The following is an 18,009-nucleotide window of genomic DNA, read 5'->3' as shown; positions in this document are numbered from 1 at the left end:
TCATCGATTCCCGGCGAGCAATTGTTCAATTTTCTGGACAAGTCGCGACAGGTCCACCGGCTTGCTATCGTAGTCATCGCAGCCGGCCTCGAGCGCCATTTCGCGATCGCTGGCCATCGCGTGCGCAGAAAGCGCAATGATCGGGATCCCGGAGGTGGCCGGATCAGCCTTGATCCGCCTGGTCGCCTCCCACCCGTCCATGACCGGCAAGCTCATATCCATGAGGATGAGATCCGGCCTTTCCGAAAGGGTGAGTTCCACGCCCGACTGTCCGTTTTCCGCAATTAGGACTTCGAACCCACGCCGCGACAACCGCCGCGAGAGCATGTCCCGGTTCAATTCGTTGTCTTCTACGAGAAGGATCCTCGTCATCCTCGGCTTCCTTCAGCCATGGGGGGCGGTTCCGCGATCGGCAATGCTGGCACCTGTCGATCCAAGCGGGAATATCTGGCGCTCGAGGGCCTCGACCAACTGAGACCGACTGTTTGCGCCCTTGGTCACAACCGCGACCGCCCTGTCGCGAAGCCATTTGAGCTCATCGGCCGACAAATCCTTGGAAGTCACGACGACGACCGGAATGTTCTGCAGCTCGGGCACCTGCTGCATCTCGTTCAAGGTCTCGAATCCGTCCATTTCGGGCATCAGCAGATCAAGCAGGACCAGACGTGGCAACAACCGCTTCATCAGCTTGAGGCCGCGCAGGCCATCGCTTGCCTCGTGAACCCGCCAATCCTTCTTGACCAGAATACGCCGAAGGAAATCGCGCGAGGCTTGATCGTCATCAATAACAAGCACATCGCGGTTGCCACTGCCGCAAGCCTCTATCGTTCGAACAAGCTTCCGCGTGTCGATCGGCTTCGTCAGGTATTCGACCGCACCGAGTGAGAGGCCGAGTTCGCGATCTGCAAGTATCGTCGCAAGGATTACTGGAATCTCGCAGAGCTCCTTGTCGCTTTTCAGCGAGCGCAGCACTGACCAGCCGTCCTGATGCGGCATGATAATGTCGAGAACGATTGCGACGGGGCGATGCGCTCGCGCAGCGGCTATTCCTTCCTCGCCGCTTGCTGCTTCGATCGACGCCAGTCCCGCCTCTGCCAAGGCCCTGGCGATGAGGGTTCGGGCGGCAGGTTCGTCATCGATGATCAGAACCGCCTTGTCCGACGGCCGCGACGACAGCGGTTCGGCGGATCGCTGCTCGCTAGGTTCCTCGTTGCACTCGGCTGGAATCTCCATTGTGAAGGTCGAGCCTTTTCCGAGCTCGCTCTTGACCGTTACAACGCCTCCGATCATTCGGCAGAAACTCCGGGTTATGCTAAGGCCCAATCCCGTTCCGCCATAGTTGCGAGTGGTGGACGCGTCTGCTTGCGTAAAAGGGTCAAAGAGCCGTTCTTGCTGCTCTGGCGTCATCCCGATCCCGGTGTCCGACACTATGAATATTAGCCAGTCGCGATCCGATCTCCTGTTGCGTCGAACCGCCAGCGTTACACGGCCCACTTCGGTGAACTTGGCCGCGTTACTGAGTAGATTGAAGAGGTTATGACGCAACTTCGTCTGGTCCGAATGCATTTTCCCAAGGTCGCCCGCGAGGTCCAGCACGAAACTGTTTCTGTTTTTCGCCATCAGTGGCGCGACTGTGGCCTGGACATCGCGCAACAAGTCGGCGACGTCGAAAGTCTCCAGGAAATTTTCCATCTTATTTGCCTCGATCTTCGACAGATCGAGGATGTCGTTGATGAGCGCGAGGAGATGGCGACCGGCCCCTGCGATCTTTTCCACATCTGGGACGAACTCGTTCATTTGCTCGTCACTCGCCTCTTCGATCAGCATCTCGCTGTAGCCAATGATCGCGTTCAATGGAGTGCGTAGCTCGTGGCTCATGGACGCGAGGAAGCTGCTCTTGGCCTCATTTGCCGCTTCAGCATGGCTCTTGGCCCGCTCGAGTTCGACCTCTCTCTGCTTCAGTTCCGTGATGTCGGTGTAAACGGCGACGGTCCCGCCGTCAGGGGTCTTTCGTTTGCTGACGCGGACCCAGCGTTCTCCGAAGCGACCCTCGTGGACGAAGCCTGCCGGATCCTTCTGGATGCGCAGCCTCTCCGCAATCCATTCCTCCGGCGACGCGCCCTCAAGGTCGACGTGCCCGCTCGCCAAGCGTCCTTTCAGAATATCCTGAAGGCTTTGCCCAGGAAGAGTAGCTCGCTCATTGCCGGGAAAGATTTCGCAGTATTTGCTGTTGGCAAGAAGGACCTTGTCCTCCGAATCGAACAGGACAAATCCGTCAGAAATCGCCTCGAGTGCCGCTGCGATCGTCCGTCTTTGCCGCTCCGCCTCATCTTCCAGTCTTTGCTTTTCAATTGCGCTCGCCCGGAAAAGCCGAAGCGTCCGCGCCATCGCGCCGAGCTCGTCGCCTCCCTCTGCCTGTATTTCGACGTCATAGCGTCCTTCCGTCAGATTTCCGATCACCCGGTTCAAGCGCCGCAACGGGCCGACGATCGAGCGAAGAACAAGGATGGTGAGAAGCGACCCGATCATCACCACGATGGCCACCAGCACGGCAGCGGTCGTCGCCGTTTTCTGGGTTTCCGTTACGACCTCGTTGCGAGCGGCTTCTGCCTCGGCGCTCGCTCGTTCGACGAGTTTGTTTAGCGCGGCATCCACATTTGCGCTGTGGGTGCGCGCCTCGGCGAGGAGAGTGTTGCCGATGATGCGGTTGTCTTGAGTATAGCTGTCTGCCGCTCGTAACGCCGTTTTGACATAGGAATCGATCTCAACGCGGATTTCCCTGACCGCATCCGGTGATGATTTCGAAAGGCGGTCCAGATGTGTCAGCAGTCGCTCGCGCGCCTGCTCGGCATTGCGCTGGGAATTCATCAACAAGCTAACCGACAAATCAGTCAGCCAGTAGCGCAATTCGCCGAATGTTACGTGGGCCGCAGCCGCAGTGGATGCGACATCGAAAAATGCCTTGGTCTCCGCGGTTCGATCTGCACTGCGATAAAGTGCCTGCGTGAGAAAGATGGACGATACGATGAGGCTGATAAGGCCGGCCGCTGTCAGCGCAGCTATGCGGGCCGAAATCGGTAGATTGGCGAAGCTACGCGCAAGTGGCCTCGCCGGCGCCGATACGGCCTCCACTTGGTGCGGTGATTGTTCCAAAGCGCTCATTTGAACAAGACGATGCTGATCGCGCCTCCCAGATCGCCCGCTTTGCCGCCCTCCTTAGGATATCCTGTCACGTCGATCTCGCCCTTCGGCTCGCCGTGACAGGAAAGACACGAGCCGGTATAGTATTCGGGCAGCAGCATTCGAAATGCCGGGCGTCCATCCGCCTCTGTGACGTCCGTGTAGGCTCCCTTCGCTCTCTGCGGATCCACCAAGACCTTTTCGATGATCTGTGCTTCCCAGGCGTCTGGAAGCGATTTGCGGTTGCGCACGAGTTGCTCTGGCGCAGTCACGCGCACCCGAGCTTCGTTGCCGGCCTTGGCGCTGAACTTGTCATTCATCAGACGCGCAAACACGGCTGGCACGAAGCCCTTGAATGCGATTCCCGCGCGGTTGATGTTATCTTGCTGTTCGTCCACCACCTCTCGCATCGCCTCAATCTGGACCTCAAGCAGACGCCGGTCGCGCTCGGTCAATTCGCCGGAAAGCGGGTCGTTGCCGGTGTGTTTTGAGTATTCGGCGATGGCCTCTCTCGTAATGCGCTCACCGTCGAGGTGCTTGTCGCCAAGAGCAGGATCATTGATGAGCGTCTGGTAGTTCGAGATGATACGTCGCCCCGCACGGAGCAATTCCGCGAGTCGCGTTCCCGTCGCGACATCCTCGGTAACTCCCGCTCCGATGGCAGACGACACGGCGAGCGCGCAGCCGACAAGAACAGCGGCAATGAAAGTCCGCGTCAACGTTGACATGCCGGACATTTCCGTTTCCCTTCCAGGAAGGCCACTAGCAGCATAGCACGATAAAAGCCGGGGAGGCAGCGACAAACTTCGAAGCTCAGGGAAGGAGGGAACGAAATTCGCCATCTGTTCCGAAGCGTCCCTGGCGTGTAACCCATCTCCGCCGAACGTCCCTTACACCCCATTGCCACCCCATTGCCAACCCACAGCCTCGACCAACTGGATGACGGCTTCGGGTGATGGCCGTGAATTGGTCCGGAGCAAGCGAGCTTCCGCTTAGGTCGGAACCGGCATTTCGCTCAGGGTAAAGCCACCAGGACAGCTTCAGGCAGAGCCATCACCTTCAGCACCGCTTCGCGTCGTGCTGCTGGCTGGAGACGCCGCTCGTTGACGGGCACGGCCGGCCTTCGCCTTACGGCTGCGCCAGCCGCGATCCGAACCGACGAACGCTTCCAGCATGTGCGGAATCAGGGCAGCGGTGTCCACGGGTTCATAGAGCCGGCTGTGCTCGGCCGCATACTGGTCGAGTTCCTCCTTGAGGGGCTCCGGCAGGATGATCGTCATGCGGACGACACCAACCTTCGGCAGCCGACCGAGCCTCAGATCAGGCATTGTTCACCTCCTGCTTGTGAGACAAGGACATGTTGACTGTTCAGATAATCAACATAGGCAACGACGTCGCGATGAACGGCGGCAGGCAGTTCGACGGTGATCTTGACCGGACGGTCATCGGGAATGGCGGAAAGTTTCAGCTTGGTCATGATGAATCCTTTGACGTGCCGTAAGGCACAAGAACAAGGTCGCGATTGACAATCACGCGAACCGGGAAACCGGGCCGCACGGTGAGCGTAGGCTGGACATAGAGCTGATTGCGCACGAGCTGCTGGCCAATATCGGAGGCCGAATCCTGCGTGCTTTCGCGGATGGCCTTGGCGATTTCGCTTTCGTCGTCGCTGGACCCAAGCGATGTCCCAATGCCCAGTAATGTTGAGAGTGCTGCGGCCCGGAACATCTGGCCCCAATGACGGTCGACCTCGTCCTCCAGCCCGGAAAATCCTTCAGCGTCTGCGCCCTGCTGGCGCTCCAGGACGATCGAGGTGCCGTCAGGCATGATCAGCCGGTTCCAGACCAGCAGCACGCGCGACTGGCCGAAGGCGACGTGGCTGTCGTACTGGCCGATCAGCCTCGCACCCTGCGGGATCAGGAGATGGGATCCTGTCGGGCTGTCATAGACATTTTCCGTGACCTGAGCGGTGATCTCGCCGGGCAGGTCGGAGCGGATGCCGGTGATAAGGGCAGCTGGAATGACGCTGCCGGCTTGCACCACATAGGGCGAGGCCTTCGCGGCGAGCCGATCGGGGCTGACTGTGCGACGGTCTGGCTCGGCATTGACGAAGGCCAGCTTGCGATCCTGCCCGTTTTGCGCGGCGCCAGGATCGATCGGTGGCGGCCCCAGCGGCGGAATCAGACCAGATTGGGTGTCCGGTTCTATGACTCTGCCGCCAGGATCCTTTCGTCTGGGACCAGGTCTCGTGTTCGTATCGGTGAAGAGCTTCGCCACGCGTGCGGCCTCGATCTCGGCCAGTCGGCGCTGCTCCTCCGGATCGGCGCGCGGTCCACTGACGGTGGACGCCCCAATCGGCTGGCCGCGCTCCTGCGCGCGCAAGATCGGCCGGCCCAAATCGCCAGGCAGCGCGGGGCCGAGTTGCGGAACACCTGCATAGTCCTTCGGCAGCTTCTGTAGCCCGTCGGCCGTTGAGCGGTTTTCGGTGGTGAAGAGCTCAGGCGGCTGTTCGGTTCCGCGCTGTCTGGTGTCGAGCGCCCAAATCAACGTGCCGAGGATCGCAGCGCTGGCAACTCCACCGACGCCTATCAGCACCTTGCGCGACAGTCGCGTGACCCTGGCCGGTTCGGGCCGAAGGCGCAGTTCCGCTCGAATGTCCTGGTTGGGTGCATTTGCAGGGTCGCTCATCGGAACAGCCTCGTGCTGGGCGAGGTTCGTTTGCCGTCCGTGCGCACGATGCGGACGCGCTTTTCGCTTGTTTTGTCGCCGAGCCTCAATTCAGCGGCGGCAAACAGCCGATCAACGACGTAGTAGTTCTGGCGAGCACGGTAGTTGACCAGCTCCGAGCCGCCCGACGGGCCGATGACAAAGAGCGGCGGCATTTCACCTTGCCTTATGCCCGACGGGAACTCGATGTAAACTTTTGCACCGTCATCGAAGGCGCGAAGCGGCCGCCAGGGCGCCATGTCGCCTTCGATGCGATAGCGAAAATTCAGTTTCTGGATGTCGACGCCGGACGCGACCGGCTGTGCGGCGGAAGCCTGCGCATTCTGGCGCCGCAGCGCAATCAGCTGGTCCTGCGGGTACTGCCAGGAGACCGAAGCCATGTAGGTCTTTTCGGTCGAGCGCAGCTCGAGATGATAGGTGCGGCGGTCGCTGTTGATGACGAGATTGGTCTGCAGATCCGGCCGTGTCGGCTTCACAAGAATATGGACCTGCTGGCGCTCCCCTGCCCCACTTTGCGTATCGCCGATGATCCAGCGCACCGTGTCGCCGGCGGCCACAGGCCCGGAGCCGACAAGCTGCTCGCCCGGCTGCAAGGCGATGTCGGTGACCTGGCCGGGCGCGGCATAAATCTGGTAGAGCGCGCCCTCACTCCACGGATAGAGCTGGATGGCATTGACGAACCCGTCGCGAACCGGCTGCATCCTCGCTGCCTCGTTCGCCTGGCTGATACGCTGCTTCGGATCGGGCGGCTCCGGCTCCACCTTCGTAGCGTCGACTGGTTTCAACTGACCAGGCAGCGGAAGCGGTTTCGGCACTTCCACCACTTTGACCGGACCAGGCGGCTCGACCCTGCGCACCGCAGGCACCGCATCGTCGTAGGCGATTTCCGGCGGAATGTATTTCTTCGATGCACAGCCGGCGAGCGCCGTTGCCGACAGCAGTGCCAGGGCAAGCCTACGTGCCTCGGGCGCATTGTGCGTGACCGGTTTCGCCGACGTTCTTGTTGGTGCTGCACGCATCATGAAAACTCCTTCGACCAGCTGATGGCGTTGACATAGACGCCAAGCGGATTGGCTTTGAGCCGGTCAGCGTCGCGGGGTTGCTGAATCACGATTGTGAGGATTGCGGTCCAGCGCTCGGTGCCGGCCAGGTTGCCATTCTCGTAACGGCGCTCGACCCAGGCGACGCGAAACGAATCGGGGGTAGCACGGATGACGCTGGAAACCTCGATGGCGATCTGGAGTTTGCCCAATTTGGCAAAAGGGTCGTTCAACCGGGCGTAATCATTGAGGGAAATGGCGCCGCGGTCTGTGGTGTAGTCGTAGGCTCGCAGCCAGTTTTGGCGGACGATGACCGGGTCGGCCGGAATGCTTCTGACCTGTTCGATGAAGCGGGCCAGATGCCAGGCGACCTGCGGATCGGTCGGCCGATAGTCGGCAACGGCCGGCGCGACAACCTGCGCTTCACCGAACTTGTCGACCTCCACCACCCAGGGAACCACTGAGCCGCGCGTTGACTGCCACACCAATGCGGATGCAAAACCGCCGGCCAGGACGAGAGAGCCGAAGGCCATCAGCCGCCAGTTTCTCGCCTGGACGCGAGCCGAGCCGATGCGCTCGTCCCAAATCTGGGCTGCACGCTGATATGGCGTCTCGGGGGGGGGCGTTTTTGCGTAACGAACGAAAGGGCGTCTAAGGGGGGTCATCGGCGGTCGTCCTGATCGAGGGAAACATTCATCGAGCCGCCCCCATCATCACTCGAGTGAACTGAATGCGCGGCGACGCTGGCGCCATGGCTCATGACCTGGCTACGCTTCATTCGTTTTGCCCATGCGGGCGGGGCGTCGGAACTGGTTTCGGAGGTCGACCAGTCACCCGAGGAAGCCGTTCCCGACGATCGCTCTCCACTCGTCGCACTCCAAGCCGCAAAGCGGCCGGCCTCATAGCTGTCGGACAGCGCCGACGCGGCGCGCGACATGGCCTGCTTCACCGGTCGAACGGCAGCGCTGGCACCGGCCCTGGCGACACCCGCCACGCCGGCGGCGACCGAGCCTGCACCACCTCTTCCAGATGTCGCTGCGCCAAGTTCCCAGGCGGCCGAAGTGCTGCCGGCCAGATGCGCGCCGCGGCGTGCGGCTGCTGCCGACATACGCGCACTGCCATTGAGTGCGCCTGCCGCGCCGCTCAATCCGGCGCGAGCACCCATAGCGCCAGCCACGCCAAGGCCGCCAGCGACGAGGCTCGTGCCAACAGCGGCACCTGCGCCCAGTTGCGGGGCACCGGAGACCAGCCCCGTCGCAATGCCGGGACCGAAGATCGACAGTCCCATCAGCGACAGAGCGCCCAGGACAAGCGACAGCGCATCCGTGATTGTGGGCTGTTCGGCGCCGAAGCCTTGGGTGAACTCGCCGAACAGGCCCGAGCCGATGCCGACGATGACGGCAAGGACCAGTATCTTCACGCCGGAGGCAACGATGTTGCCGAGCACTTTTTCGGCAAGGAAGGCGGTCCGGTTGAACAGCGCAAAGGGTATCAGCACAAACCCGGCAAGCGTCGTCAGCTTGAATTCGACCAGCGTGACGAAGATCTGGACGGCCAGAAGAAAGAACGCAATCAGTACGATCGCCCAGGCGATCATCAGCACTACGATCTGGACGAAATTCTCGAAGAACGATACGTAGCCCATCAGCTGGCTGGCGGCCTCGAGGATCGGATTGCCGGCATCGATGCCGACTTGCGCCACGCGGCCCGGCTGCAGCAATGCCGAGCCTGAAAGTGCCGAGCCTCCAGCCTTCAGGCCGAGCCCGGAAAAGCTCTCGAAGACGATCCCGGCAAGACGGTTGAAGTTGCCGATGATGAAGGCAAAGAAGCCGATATAGAGCGTCTTCTTCACCAGTCGGTGCAGCACGTCTTCATCAGCACCCCATGCCCAGAACAGGCCGGCCAGTGTGATGTCGATCACAATCAGGGTCGAAGTGAGAAACGCAACTTCCCCACCGAGCAGACCAAAGCCGGAATCGATGTAGCGAGTGAAAGTCTCGAGGAAGCGGTCGATGACGCCGGTGTCGTTCATGGCGCCACCGTTTCGGGATAGGGCCGGTCTTCCGCGAAAGGCGGCGTTGGCGGTTGGAGCGGCGGCAGCCCGGTCGGGTCCTTTTCGATCGACGGAGCCACGTTTGGCATGATCGGGCGGGATGGCCGCAGGAAGCGTCGGCGGCCTTCCGCCCAGGCTTTCCTGCAGGCGTCGTCATCGATCGCCGCCATGCCGATGTCCCGGCATCGGGCAAGCTCGACACTTGCCGGCTCGCCGCCCGGATATGCGGAGCGCGGGGAGGACGCGTCCTGCGAGCCGCCGCCGCGCAGCGCCATGGAGGCGGCGGTCATGGCAGCGCCAAGGGCAAGAACGGCTGTTATCCGGGCGGCGATCTTGAGATCCATGCGGTCTTCGCCTCAGTCGTGGAACATTTTTACGGATGACGCGCTGTAGCTGCTGCCCGTCATGAAACGGCTGAACTGTTCCCGCGCCTGCTCCTGTGCGGCCGCCCTTCTCGCCTGTTCAAGGGCTTCGGCTCGTCCTTGTGCCGCCAGCATCGCGGTGAGGTCGGCAACTTGCTTGGCCTGCACGGCAAGAAGCTGGTTGCCGGCCTGCGTCGCCTGAAGCACGCCGACAGCCGACTGGCTGGCACCAACCAGCGCACTCGTCTGCTCCTGTGTCTCTGCGATGTTGTCTACTGCGACGGCGCCGGTCTTCAGCGAATGCTCAAAGGCCGACACCGAGGTCTGCCAGCGTTGACGCGCGCCCTCGACAAGCTGCTGGCTGGAGAGTTCCGAACCGAAATTCTCGTAAGCGGAGGTAAACTGGCTCTCGATCTCCTGGACGCTATAGGCCAGCTTGTCGGCCTCGCCGAGCAGGCTCTTCATCTCGGAAAAATTGGCCTCGATCTGTCCAAGCAGCGAGGTTGGCAGGGAGGTGAGATTCTTCGCCTGGTTGATCAGCATCTGCGCTTCGTTCTGAAGCGAGCTGATCTGGTTGTGGATCTGCTCCAGCGCACGCGATGCCGAAAGCAGGTTCTCGGCGTAGTTCTTTGGGTCGAACACGATCAGTGCCGATGCCGGTGCCGATGACAGCGCCGTCGCGACGACGATTGCGCCGGCTGCCGCCATGCGACGGATACGGCGACCTGCAAGAACGGAATTCATGAGGGAAGCTCCTTTGTGGATTGGTCGATCACGCCAGTGAGATTGGGAATGAGGTCTGCCGCCCAGGAGAGACCACGGTTCGTAAGCCAGGCCTCGACGAAATGGTCTCGCCCCGCCTCGGCGATTATCCGGTCGATCGCGGCCTGGTCCGATTTGGACGATGCGGCGCAGAGCGCCAGCGCGATCGGACCAAGCCCCAGCTCGAACAGGCGGTTGCCGCGGCGGCTTTGACAGTAATAGTCGCGCTTCGGTGTCGCTCGGGCGACGATCTCGATCTGGCGATCGTTGAGACCAAAGCGTCGGTAGATCTCTGTGATCTGTGGCTCGACGGCGCGCTCGTTCGGCAAGAACAGCCGCGTCGGGCAGCTTTCGACGATGGCCGGTGCGATTGGCGATCCGTCGATGTCCGAAAGCGACTGGGTGGCGAAGACCACGCTGGCGTTCTTCTTCCTCAGCGTCTTCAGCCATTCGCGCAGCTGGTCAGCGAAACCGCCGTCGTCGAGCGCGAGCCAGCCCTCGTCGATGAGCAGCAGTGTCGGCCGGCCGTCCATCCTCTGCTCGATGCGGTGGAACAGATAGGCGAGCACGGCGGGCGCTGCACCTGTGCCGATCAGGCCTTCGGTTTCGAACGCCTGGACCGAAGCCTCGCCCAGCCGCTCGTGCTCGGCATCGAGCAGGCCGCCATAAGGGCCACCGATGCAATAGGGAAGGAGCGCCTGCTTCAGCGGCGAAGATTGCAGCAATACGGACAGGCCAGTCAGCGTCCGTTCGTGGACGGGCGCAGAGGCCAGCGACGTCAACGCCGACCACAGATGTTCCTTTACCTGCGGCGTGATGGACACGCCTTCGCGCAGAAGGATGTCGACAATCCAGTCGGCCGCCCAGGCTCGCTCTGGCGTATGATGAATATGGGCGAGCGGCTGTAGCGAAACGGTATGAACGTCGTCCGACAGATCGGCCAAAGTGAGCAAGGGCAACGGATCGTCAGCCCCCTGCCCAGTTCCGGCATTTCTTCCGAGATCATGCCAATCGCCATGCATGGCGAGCATGGCCGCGCGGATTGAGCCGCCGAAGTCGAAGGCAAAAACCTGGCTGTGCTCGTAACGTCGGAACTGCAGCGCGATCATCGCCAACAGGACCGACTTGCCGGCACCGGTCGGGCCGATGACGAGGGTGTGGCCGACATCGCCGACGTGAAGGCTGAACCGGAACGGTGTGGCGCCTTCCGTTCTGGCGAAGAACAGCGGCGGGGCGCCAAAATGCTCGTCCTCAATCGGTCCAGCCCAGACCGCCGAAAGTGGAATCATGTGGGCGAGGTTCAGAGTCGAGATCGGCGGCTGGCGGACATTGGCGTAGACGTGGCCGGGGATGCTGCCGAGCCAAGCCTCGACCGCGTTGACGCTTTCGGCGATGCAGGTGAAATCCCTGCCCTGAATGACCTTTTCGACCAGGCGCAGCTTTTCGTCGGCAATTGACGGATCAGCATCCCAGACCGTCACGGAGGCGGTGACATAGGCTTCGGCGATCTGATCTGAACCGAGATCCTGCAGGGCCGCGTCCGCATCGGCCGCCTTGTTGGCGGCGTCCGTATCAACGAGGACTGACGCCTCGTTGGTCATCACCTCCTTCAAAATTGCGGCGATCGATTTGCGTTTGGCGAACCACTGGCGACGGATCTTCGTCACCAGCTTCGTCGCGTCGATCTTGTCGAGCATGATCGCCCGCGTGGACCAGCGGTAGGGGAAGGCAAGCCGATTAAGGTCGTCGAGAATCCCCGGGAAGGTCATGGTCGGAAACCCGGTGATGGTGAGTGTGCGCAGATGCGCATCGCCAAGCCTCGGCTCTAACCCGCCGGCTAACGGCTGATCGACAAGCAAGCCATCGAGATGCATCGGCGTTTCCGGCACGCGAACGCGATGCCGCTTGGTCGAAATTGTTGAGTGCAGGTAACTCAGCGTCTCGCCATCATCGAGCCAGTCAGCTTCGGGAACGAAGCCTTCGATGAGGTTGAGCACGCGGTCCGTGCGATCGACATAACTCTTCAGGAGCTCCCAAGGATCGACGCCGGTCTTTTGCCGGCCTTCGTAGAGCAAGCTCTCCATTCGCGACGCTTCCTCGGCCGGAGGCAGCCACACGAAGGTGAGAAAGTAGCTGCTTTCAAACAGCACGCCGGACCCTTCGAACTGTTCGCGCCGCTCGACGTCGAGAAGCGCGGATGCGCAATCCGGGAACCGGCTGTCGGGATAGCCGCTGGCGGAATTGCGCTGCGCTTCGACAAAGATCGCCCAGCCGGAGCCGAGCCGGCGCAGCGCGCCGTTGAGCCGTGCGGTCGTGCCGACCAGCTCCGCCGGCGTGGCGGAGTCCAGGTCCGGCCCGCGAAAACGCGCCGTTCTTTGAAAACTGCCGTCCTTGTTGAGCACCACGCCCGGCGCCACCAGGGCGGCCCAAGGCAGATAGTCGACGAGGCTGGCGCTCTTGTTTCGATATTCCGCGAGGTTCATCACGGCGAAAACCTCAACAGCCGAAATGCGCGGGATAGCGCAGGTGCCGGCGAACCACGTCGACGAACTGCGCATCGCGCTTTGCCGCCCAGACGGCGGCGAGATGCCCGACCGCCCAGATGACGAGCCCCGCGATCCACAGACGAAGACCCAACCCGACCGCGCCTGCCAGCGTGCCGTTGGCGATAGCGACGGCGCGCGGCGCGCCGCCGAGCAGGATCGGTTCAGTAAGCGCGCGATGCACCGGCGCGAAAAAGCCACGGACTTCCTCCTCCATCAGATCAACGCCCCGCCGCCGAAGGAGAAAAAGGACAGGAAGAACGAACTTGCCGCGAAAGCGATCGACAGCCCGAAGACGATCTGAATCAGCCGGCGAAATCCGCCCGATGTGTCGCCGAAAGCGAGCGACAAGCCAGTGACGATGATGATGATCACCGCCACGATCTTGGCGACTGGCCCCTCGATCGATTCGAGAATTTGCTGAAGCGGCTCCTCCCAGGGCATGGAGGAGCCGGCAGCATGGGCGGACGCAATCGTCATGATCGCGGCGGTCGTCGCATACGACAGCTCCACGGCAAGTTTGCGGATAGCCGATGAATTGAAGCGGATCGGGGTCATTCTGAAGCTCCAAAGGGCGAGTGGTGATTCACGGTCATTGTGGTCTCGACATTTGCTTCCAGGGTGCGGTAGTCACCGGTGGCCGCATCGAGCCCGTCGACAAAGGCGATTTCGACGAGCCGGCGCGCGGAGCCGCGGCCGGCGAGGACGGCGACGAGGTCTATGGTTTCGGCTATCAGCGCGCGCGGGACCGTGACGACGGCCTCCTGTACGAGCTGTTCCAGTCGCTGCAGTGCGCCAATGGCAGAATTGGCGTGAATGGTGCCGATGCCGCCGGGATGGCCGGTGCCCCAGGCCTTCAGCAAATCGAGCGCTTCGGCGCCCCGTACCTCGCCTATCGGGATGCGGTCGGGCCGAAGCCGCAATGATGACTTCACCAGATCGGACAGCGAGGCGACACCATCCTTTGTGCGCAGCGCTACAAGATTGGGCGCAGCGCACTGCAACTCGCGTGTGTCCTCGATCAGCACGACGCGCTCGGCGGTTTTAGCCACCTCCGCCAAAAGCGCGTTGACCAGCGTGGTCTTACCCGTCGATGTACCGCCGGCCACCAGCACGTTCTTGCGTGTCTCCACGGCAAGCTGCAGGACGTCAGCCTGGCCTTCGGTCATGATGCCGGCAGCGACATAGTCTTGAAGCGTAAACACCGCGACTGCCGGCTTGCGGATGGCGAATGTTGGGGCCGTGACGACAGGCGGCAAAAGGCCCTCGAACCGTTCACCGGTCCCGGGCAGTTCAGCCGAAACGCGCGGCGAGCCCGAATGCACCTCCGCACCGACATGGTGCGCGACCAGCCTGACGATCCGTTCGCCGTCTGCCGCGATCAGTGTTTCATTGCTTGCAGCGAGTCCTTCGCTGAGACGGTCAACCCACAGGCGACCGTCGGGATTGAGCATCACCTCGACAATGGCTGGATCGTCAAGGAAGCCTGCGACCGCCGGGCCGAGGGCGGTGCGCAGCATGCGCGCGCCGCGCGATACCGCTCCCTTACTGGCATGATAGTTGGTCGCCATGCGGGTCCCCGTTTCTCGCCACGAACTGTTCTTGCCGCGGTCGGGGATCATTAGAAAAGGCAGGAGCGCCGGCCTTGCAACAAGCAAAACCGGCGATCGTGGCATGACGTGCAGAGACTTGCGAGATGCGGTGCCGCTACCGCGACAGCTCAGCAACCCGGTGCCCGACTGGCCATCGCCGCTCCAGCAGAACAGGCGGCTATATTCAAGAGGTGGCATCGCGACGGAGGATCAGCGCCTCGTTAGGTGCGTCTGACAGGATGAAGGGACTGCTTTCACGCTCTATGGACCGCTGCCGGAACGCTCTTTACCGCGGCCCCGGTAGAGTTCCTCGCCGGCCGTCGTCGGATTGGAGTCGACAGGCAGCTTCGGGAGACTGCGGTCGCCGCTTGGCAGGCGTCGGCCTGGCGATTGTCGTGGTCAATCCGGCGCGGGTAGGCGAGGCTAGCAGGTATGTTGAAGAGCCTAGAGAACTCTGGTAGAAATTGCCAGAAAGGTAGATTTTTGGAGTTTCTCGTGTCCCTGAACATCAAAAATCCAGCCACCGTTGCTCTCGCCGATGAACTCGCACGCCGCCAGGGTATCAGTAAGACAGCAGCCATTCATCAGGCCCTTAGCGAGCGCTTGCACCGCTTGGGCTTTGGAGAGACCGCTCAGGAGCGTCTGCTGGCAGAATTGCGCGCCATCCGAGAAAGAGTGGCACGATTGCCTGAACTGGATGGTCGCAGCGACGAGGAGATCATCGGGTATGACGAGCATGGAATCCCTAACTGATGGTGATCGATACCTCAGCTGTTGTAGCGATCCTTCGGAGCGAGCCTGAGGCAGCAAGGCTGGAACGAGCGCTGGTCTCCGATCCAATCCGTCTGATCCCGGCAACCTGCGTGCTCGAGGTACGCATGGTGCTGGTCAGCAGGCGCGGCGAACACGCGTTGGCTGAGATCGATCTTTGGCTGCGCAAAATCGAGGCCGACATCATTCCTGTCGACTCCGAATTGGTTGATCTTGCGACCCAGGGTTGGCTGACCTACGGCAAGGGCCACCACCCGGCGGCGCTGAATTTTGCCGATTGCCTCTCCTATGCTTTGGCAAAGCGTGCAGACGAACCGCTGCTTTTCATCGGCAAAGACTTCTGCCAAACGGATATCGAACCGGCATGAGCACGAGATTGTAAGATGATCGGCTGTCCCCAGCTTGAACCTGTAATAGCGCCCAATTAGTTTCGGCCCTGTCGGCTGGGCCTGCATCGAGGGGCGTCATGCCAATTGGTGCAAAAGCAGAGCAAGCTGGCGTCTTTCGTCTTTCCGATCTGGCGCTGCTGGGCCGCGTCTCGGATGGGTTGGAAGTTGAGGGCCAATCCAGCCGGCCAACTTGTAACTCAGACATTCACGGCCGCGACGCTGGCTGCACCAATAGATGATGGGCCTCGTCGAAAACAGCCCTTGGGAGGGCCCGAAGCTCGCTTGCTTGGTGGGTGAGATGCTCGAGATACTGCGTCGTCAGCGGGACAACCACTTGCGCTTGGGCCAAGTCACGACCGCGCTTGACTGGCTCGCGATCAGCTCGTTTTGAGACCCAGAATTGTGAGCAGCAAAAATACGCGGATCGGCAACCACGAGCCGTAACGGTCCGCCTTTTTCATCGATGGCGATTGCTTCGAAAGCAGGGGCATTTTCCAATTATGCCAGACCAGATCAGCAGTGTGTGGGACCGCGAACCTGTTTTGAGAGGTACTTGAACTCACCTTCGGGCAATTGGCCGCGCAGGTGTTTGGACGATACGCGCGCGGCATCATGGCCCACCAGATTCGGATTCGCGGCCAAGAGAACGACGTCGGCATAACTGTGCCTGAGATTCTGCTCGAGATCGCCGGCGGAACGCAGCCTCAGATGGTCTTTGAAAACGTGCTCTACGGATCGAGCCATGCAACATCTCCATTTGCGGCACCGAAGAGACATTCAGCCGGAGGGTTCTGGCGGTGCCGAACGGATGCGAGTGCGGTTGTTCCTCTGCTATGAGACAGGGGCGCGGAGGCCCGGAGAGGTGGACATGCCGCATCGACCGACGGATAATTCTCGGGACTCGCCGGTTTGAAAGGCGTACTCTGCTTTGATCGGTGATAAACATTAAGGGCATCGCCGGCTGTGAGCGAGCATCGTGCTTCCGCCCCAATTCGGGAGGGAGCCATGAGCAGCCCCAACACCTCCAAAATTGGCGTCGCAAACTCAGAAGACCGCGATCGGGCGCCACAGCCAATTCCTAGCCCAGAGCCTGTATACAGAAACGAACTGCTGCGGCGCATGTCTCCGGCCAACCTTCAATTGCTCAGGCCTCACCTTCACAGCAGCTTTCTGCCATTGAGGACGCAACTCGAAACCGCAAACGCCGCTATCGAGGCCGTCTACTTCTTTGAGACGGGGATCGGCTCGATGGTGGCGAAACTCCGGCCGGAGGTCGACGCCGAAGTTATAGTCATTGGTTTCGAGGGCATGACCGGCTCGGCGCTGATCATGGGCGGCGATCGATCGCCGCACGACTGCTACATTCAAGCGGATGCCGAGGTTGCCAGCATGGACGCCGAGCCATTCACAAAGGCGCTTTCCGACAGCCCGACGCTGCGGCTTTTTCTGCTGCGGTACGTGCACTACGCGTGGATCCAGGCAAGCTATACCGCCCTCGCCAATGCGCGTTTGAAACTGGAAGAACGGCTGGCAAGATGGCTGGTCATGTGCAACGACCGCATAGAAGGCGACCGGCTGCCGATTACCCATGAATTCCTGTCGGTCATGTTGGGTGTACGACGCCGGGCGTCACCCTGGCACTTCAAATGCTGGAAGGCCGCGGTCTGATCAGGTCAAATCGTGGCGAGGTCATCGTCCGTGATCGAACTGGTCTCATCACCTTGGCAAACAGCTCATATGGCCAGCCGGAGGCGGAATACGCCCGCCTGATCGGCGAGCAGGCATCTCCATGATCCGCGCCAATATCGAAGTCCGCCGATGGGATGAGACAAACCACCTAAAGCGGCAGGCCATCGCTAATGCTGGGCGGGGGGTCTCGATCCGCGAAGGGCAACCCCTGCTGGTTGCGACAGTTTGAGTGAGGCACGCCGAGTCTCTCCCTTCCCACAAAGAATTGATATGTTGAGACCGGAGGCTCTGTCAGCGCCGTTGGCGACCAGTCCGGCGCGGGAACCACCATCCAGCCGCAGTCGACGTGTTGTCCGGGTCCCGGCCAGCGTCGACGTTACTCCGACCGATCCCACACACTGACCAGGTCGGTGACGAGCAGCCCTGCAAACGGTCTGAGAAACCCTACCAAATGTGGCGGAACAAATCATGATCGTTTCTCATTGTGCTGATCAATCAAGGGAGATTGACCATGGGCGACCGGCACAACCCAAAAATCGAGGCATCGGCAAATGTCGGAAAAGACCCGGAAGATTGGGTCAGCGGAGATGACCCAATGACTCCCGCACAAGCCTCATATCTGAAAACTCTGGCCGAACAGGCCGACGACCCTGAGGCCTATGCCGACGGCCTTAGCAAGGCGGAAGCTTCTAAACGCATTGGTGCACTCCGGGAAAAGTTAGGCCTGTAGCGTCCGCCCGTGGCTTTTCGTCTCTAGCAAAGGACAGCCGATCGGATTGGATTGGGACAGTTTTGGTGCAGGTGACCCGCAATGAATCTTCTGAATTCAGTGCATTGTGGCTCGACCGGCGATCGAGACGACAAACGGCGGATGGGAGCGGCTCATAGGGTACAACAGCCC

Annotated in this window: 19 protein-coding genes and 2 pseudogenes; 4 read left to right on the top strand and 17 right to left on the bottom strand. The window is 61.2% G+C overall.

What is annotated here, in order from left to right:
* The 15 genes and pseudogenes from NKH28_RS08920 to trbB all read right to left on the bottom strand — a co-directional run bounded on the left by NKH28_RS08920 (window position 1) and on the right by trbB (window position 14,238).
* Window positions 1-372 carry a response regulator gene (locus tag NKH28_RS08920; protein ID WP_352502866.1) on the bottom strand — a complete coding sequence of 124 codons (372 nt, stop codon included), beginning with the start codon at window positions 370-372 and terminating at the stop codon, window positions 1-3.
* Window positions 373-384: 12 nt separating this feature from the next.
* On the bottom strand, window positions 385-3,162 hold the full coding sequence (locus NKH28_RS08915) for an ATP-binding response regulator (protein WP_352927955.1): 2,778 nt from the start codon (window positions 3,160-3,162) through the stop codon (window positions 385-387).
* Window positions 3,159-3,917, bottom strand: a complete 759-nt coding sequence (locus NKH28_RS08910) for a Tll0287-like domain-containing protein (RefSeq protein ID WP_352502868.1) — start codon at window positions 3,915-3,917, stop codon at window positions 3,159-3,161. Before NKH28_RS08910 ends, NKH28_RS08915 begins: the two co-directional genes overlap by 4 nt.
* 303 nt (window positions 3,918-4,220) lie before the next feature.
* Window positions 4,221-4,508 carry a DUF2274 domain-containing protein gene (locus NKH28_RS08905; protein ID WP_352502869.1) on the bottom strand — a complete coding sequence of 96 codons (288 nt, stop codon included), beginning with the start codon at window positions 4,506-4,508 and terminating at the stop codon, window positions 4,221-4,223.
* 41 nt (window positions 4,509-4,549) lie between these two features.
* A pseudogene (locus tag NKH28_RS08900) lies at window positions 4,550-4,657 on the bottom strand (DUF2274 domain-containing protein); the annotation flags it as partial.
* A complete protein-coding gene (locus NKH28_RS08895; RefSeq protein WP_352978484.1) occupies window positions 4,654-5,868 on the bottom strand; it encodes a TraB/TrbI/VirB10 family type IV secretion system protein in 1,215 nt (404 codons plus the stop codon). The pseudogene NKH28_RS08900 and the gene NKH28_RS08895, both read right to left, overlap by 4 nt.
* Window positions 5,865-6,929 (bottom strand): P-type conjugative transfer protein TrbG, encoded by a 1,065-nt coding sequence (trbG, locus tag NKH28_RS08890; RefSeq protein WP_502902739.1) that lies wholly within the window; start codon window positions 6,927-6,929, stop codon window positions 5,865-5,867. The genes NKH28_RS08895 and trbG overlap by 4 nt, the downstream gene beginning before the upstream one ends.
* Window positions 6,926-7,612: a conjugal transfer protein TrbF gene (gene trbF, locus NKH28_RS08885; RefSeq protein WP_352978482.1), complete on the bottom strand. Its 687-nt coding sequence runs from the start codon at window positions 7,610-7,612 to the stop codon at window positions 6,926-6,928. The genes trbG and trbF overlap by 4 nt, the downstream gene beginning before the upstream one ends.
* Window positions 7,609-8,979 (bottom strand): P-type conjugative transfer protein TrbL, encoded by a 1,371-nt coding sequence (trbL, locus tag NKH28_RS08880; RefSeq protein ID WP_352772991.1) that lies wholly within the window; start codon window positions 8,977-8,979, stop codon window positions 7,609-7,611. The genes trbF and trbL overlap by 4 nt, the downstream gene beginning before the upstream one ends.
* Window positions 8,976-9,344 carry a putative entry exclusion protein TrbK-alt gene (gene trbK-alt / locus NKH28_RS08875; protein ID WP_352978480.1) on the bottom strand — a complete coding sequence of 123 codons (369 nt, stop codon included), beginning with the start codon at window positions 9,342-9,344 and terminating at the stop codon, window positions 8,976-8,978. The genes trbL and trbK-alt overlap by 4 nt, the downstream gene beginning before the upstream one ends.
* A gap of 12 nt (window positions 9,345-9,356) precedes the next feature.
* The gene (gene trbJ, locus NKH28_RS08870) at window positions 9,357-10,106 is read right to left on the bottom strand and encodes a P-type conjugative transfer protein TrbJ (protein ID WP_502906611.1); all 750 of its coding nucleotides are present in this window, start codon (window positions 10,104-10,106) and stop codon (window positions 9,357-9,359) included.
* Window positions 10,103-12,610, bottom strand: coding sequence for a conjugal transfer protein TrbE (gene trbE, locus NKH28_RS08865; RefSeq protein WP_352978501.1), 2,508 nt, complete (start codon window positions 12,608-12,610; stop codon window positions 10,103-10,105). Before trbE ends, trbJ begins: the two co-directional genes overlap by 4 nt.
* Before the next feature lie 10 nt (window positions 12,611-12,620).
* Window positions 12,621-12,884 carry a VirB3 family type IV secretion system protein gene (locus tag NKH28_RS08860; protein WP_352685422.1) on the bottom strand — a complete coding sequence of 88 codons (264 nt, stop codon included), beginning with the start codon at window positions 12,882-12,884 and terminating at the stop codon, window positions 12,621-12,623.
* Window positions 12,884-13,147, bottom strand: coding sequence for a TrbC/VirB2 family type IV secretion system protein (locus NKH28_RS08855; protein WP_352978499.1), 264 nt, complete (start codon window positions 13,145-13,147; stop codon window positions 12,884-12,886). Before NKH28_RS08855 ends, NKH28_RS08860 begins: the two co-directional genes overlap by 1 nt.
* Before the next feature lie 74 nt (window positions 13,148-13,221).
* Window positions 13,222-14,238, bottom strand: a complete 1,017-nt coding sequence (trbB, locus tag NKH28_RS08850; protein ID WP_352502876.1) for a P-type conjugative transfer ATPase TrbB — start codon at window positions 14,236-14,238, stop codon at window positions 13,222-13,224.
* 516 nt (window positions 14,239-14,754) lie between these two features.
* Between trbB and NKH28_RS08845 the strand changes: the two genes are divergently transcribed.
* Together NKH28_RS08845 and NKH28_RS08840 are read left to right on the top strand one after the other, a co-directional pair.
* The gene (locus NKH28_RS08845; protein ID WP_352492342.1) at window positions 14,755-15,012 is read left to right on the top strand and encodes a type II toxin-antitoxin system VapB family antitoxin; all 258 of its coding nucleotides are present in this window, start codon (window positions 14,755-14,757) and stop codon (window positions 15,010-15,012) included.
* Window positions 15,012-15,398, top strand: coding sequence for a type II toxin-antitoxin system VapC family toxin (locus NKH28_RS08840; protein WP_352612595.1), 387 nt, complete (start codon window positions 15,012-15,014; stop codon window positions 15,396-15,398). The genes NKH28_RS08845 and NKH28_RS08840 overlap by 1 nt, the downstream gene beginning before the upstream one ends.
* 226 nt (window positions 15,399-15,624) lie before the next feature.
* Here the strand turns inward: NKH28_RS08840 and NKH28_RS08835 are convergent.
* Window positions 15,625-15,780: pseudogene (locus NKH28_RS08835) on the bottom strand (hypothetical protein); the annotation flags it as partial.
* A gap of 152 nt (window positions 15,781-15,932) precedes the next feature.
* Window positions 15,933-16,163: a hypothetical protein gene (locus NKH28_RS08830; protein WP_352502878.1), complete on the bottom strand. Its 231-nt coding sequence runs from the start codon at window positions 16,161-16,163 to the stop codon at window positions 15,933-15,935.
* A gap of 261 nt (window positions 16,164-16,424) precedes the next feature.
* On the opposite strand from NKH28_RS08830, the gene NKH28_RS08825 reads away from it, so the two are divergent.
* Window positions 16,425-17,087 (top strand): Crp/Fnr family transcriptional regulator, encoded by a 663-nt coding sequence (locus NKH28_RS08825; RefSeq protein ID WP_352978478.1) that lies wholly within the window; start codon window positions 16,425-16,427, stop codon window positions 17,085-17,087.
* Between the two features lie 532 nt (window positions 17,088-17,619).
* On the top strand, window positions 17,620-17,838 hold the full coding sequence (locus NKH28_RS08820; RefSeq protein WP_352502879.1) for a DUF3072 domain-containing protein: 219 nt from the start codon (window positions 17,620-17,622) through the stop codon (window positions 17,836-17,838).
* Window positions 17,839-18,009 lie beyond the last annotated feature (171 nt).

Source organism: Mesorhizobium sp. M1227 (assembly GCF_040318315.1).
Taxonomy (GTDB): Bacteria; Pseudomonadota; Alphaproteobacteria; order Rhizobiales; family Rhizobiaceae; genus Mesorhizobium.
This window is presented reverse-complemented; position numbering and strand designations above follow the sequence as displayed.

Bases quoted from the DNA above. Each gene is read 5' to 3' on its own strand.
- NKH28_RS08920 (WP_352502866.1), bottom strand. From the start codon at position 372: ATGACGAGGATCCTTCTCGTAGAAGACAACGAATTGAACCGGGACATG.
- NKH28_RS08915 (WP_352927955.1), bottom strand. From the start codon at position 3,162: ATGAGCGCTTTGGAACAATCACCGCACCAAGTGGAGGCCGTATCGGCG.
- NKH28_RS08910 (WP_352502868.1), bottom strand. From the start codon at position 3,917: ATGTCCGGCATGTCAACGTTGACGCGGACTTTCATTGCCGCTGTTCTT.
- NKH28_RS08905 (WP_352502869.1), bottom strand. From the start codon at position 4,508: ATGCCTGATCTGAGGCTCGGTCGGCTGCCGAAGGTTGGTGTCGTCCGC.
- NKH28_RS08895 (WP_352978484.1), bottom strand. From the start codon at position 5,868: ATGAGCGACCCTGCAAATGCACCCAACCAGGACATTCGAGCGGAACTG.
- trbG (WP_502902739.1), bottom strand. From the start codon at position 6,929: ATGATGCGTGCAGCACCAACAAGAACGTCGGCGAAACCGGTCACGCAC.
- trbF (WP_352978482.1), bottom strand. From the start codon at position 7,612: ATGACCCCCCTTAGACGCCCTTTCGTTCGTTACGCAAAAACGCCCCCC.
- trbL (WP_352772991.1), bottom strand. From the start codon at position 8,979: ATGAACGACACCGGCGTCATCGACCGCTTCCTCGAGACTTTCACTCGC.
- trbK-alt (WP_352978480.1), bottom strand. From the start codon at position 9,344: ATGGATCTCAAGATCGCCGCCCGGATAACAGCCGTTCTTGCCCTTGGC.
- trbJ (WP_502906611.1), bottom strand. From the start codon at position 10,106: ATGAATTCCGTTCTTGCAGGTCGCCGTATCCGTCGCATGGCGGCAGCC.
- NKH28_RS08860 (WP_352685422.1), bottom strand. From the start codon at position 12,884: ATGGAGGAGGAAGTCCGTGGCTTTTTCGCGCCGGTGCATCGCGCGCTT.
- NKH28_RS08855 (WP_352978499.1), bottom strand. From the start codon at position 13,147: ATGACGATTGCGTCCGCCCATGCTGCCGGCTCCTCCATGCCCTGGGAG.
- trbB (WP_352502876.1), bottom strand. From the start codon at position 14,238: ATGGCGACCAACTATCATGCCAGTAAGGGAGCGGTATCGCGCGGCGCG.
- NKH28_RS08840 (WP_352612595.1), top strand. From the start codon at position 15,012: ATGGTGATCGATACCTCAGCTGTTGTAGCGATCCTTCGGAGCGAGCCT.
- NKH28_RS08830 (WP_352502878.1), bottom strand. From the start codon at position 16,163: ATGGCTCGATCCGTAGAGCACGTTTTCAAAGACCATCTGAGGCTGCGT.
- NKH28_RS08825 (WP_352978478.1), top strand. From the start codon at position 16,425: ATGAGCAGCCCCAACACCTCCAAAATTGGCGTCGCAAACTCAGAAGAC.
- NKH28_RS08820 (WP_352502879.1), top strand. From the start codon at position 17,620: ATGGGCGACCGGCACAACCCAAAAATCGAGGCATCGGCAAATGTCGGA.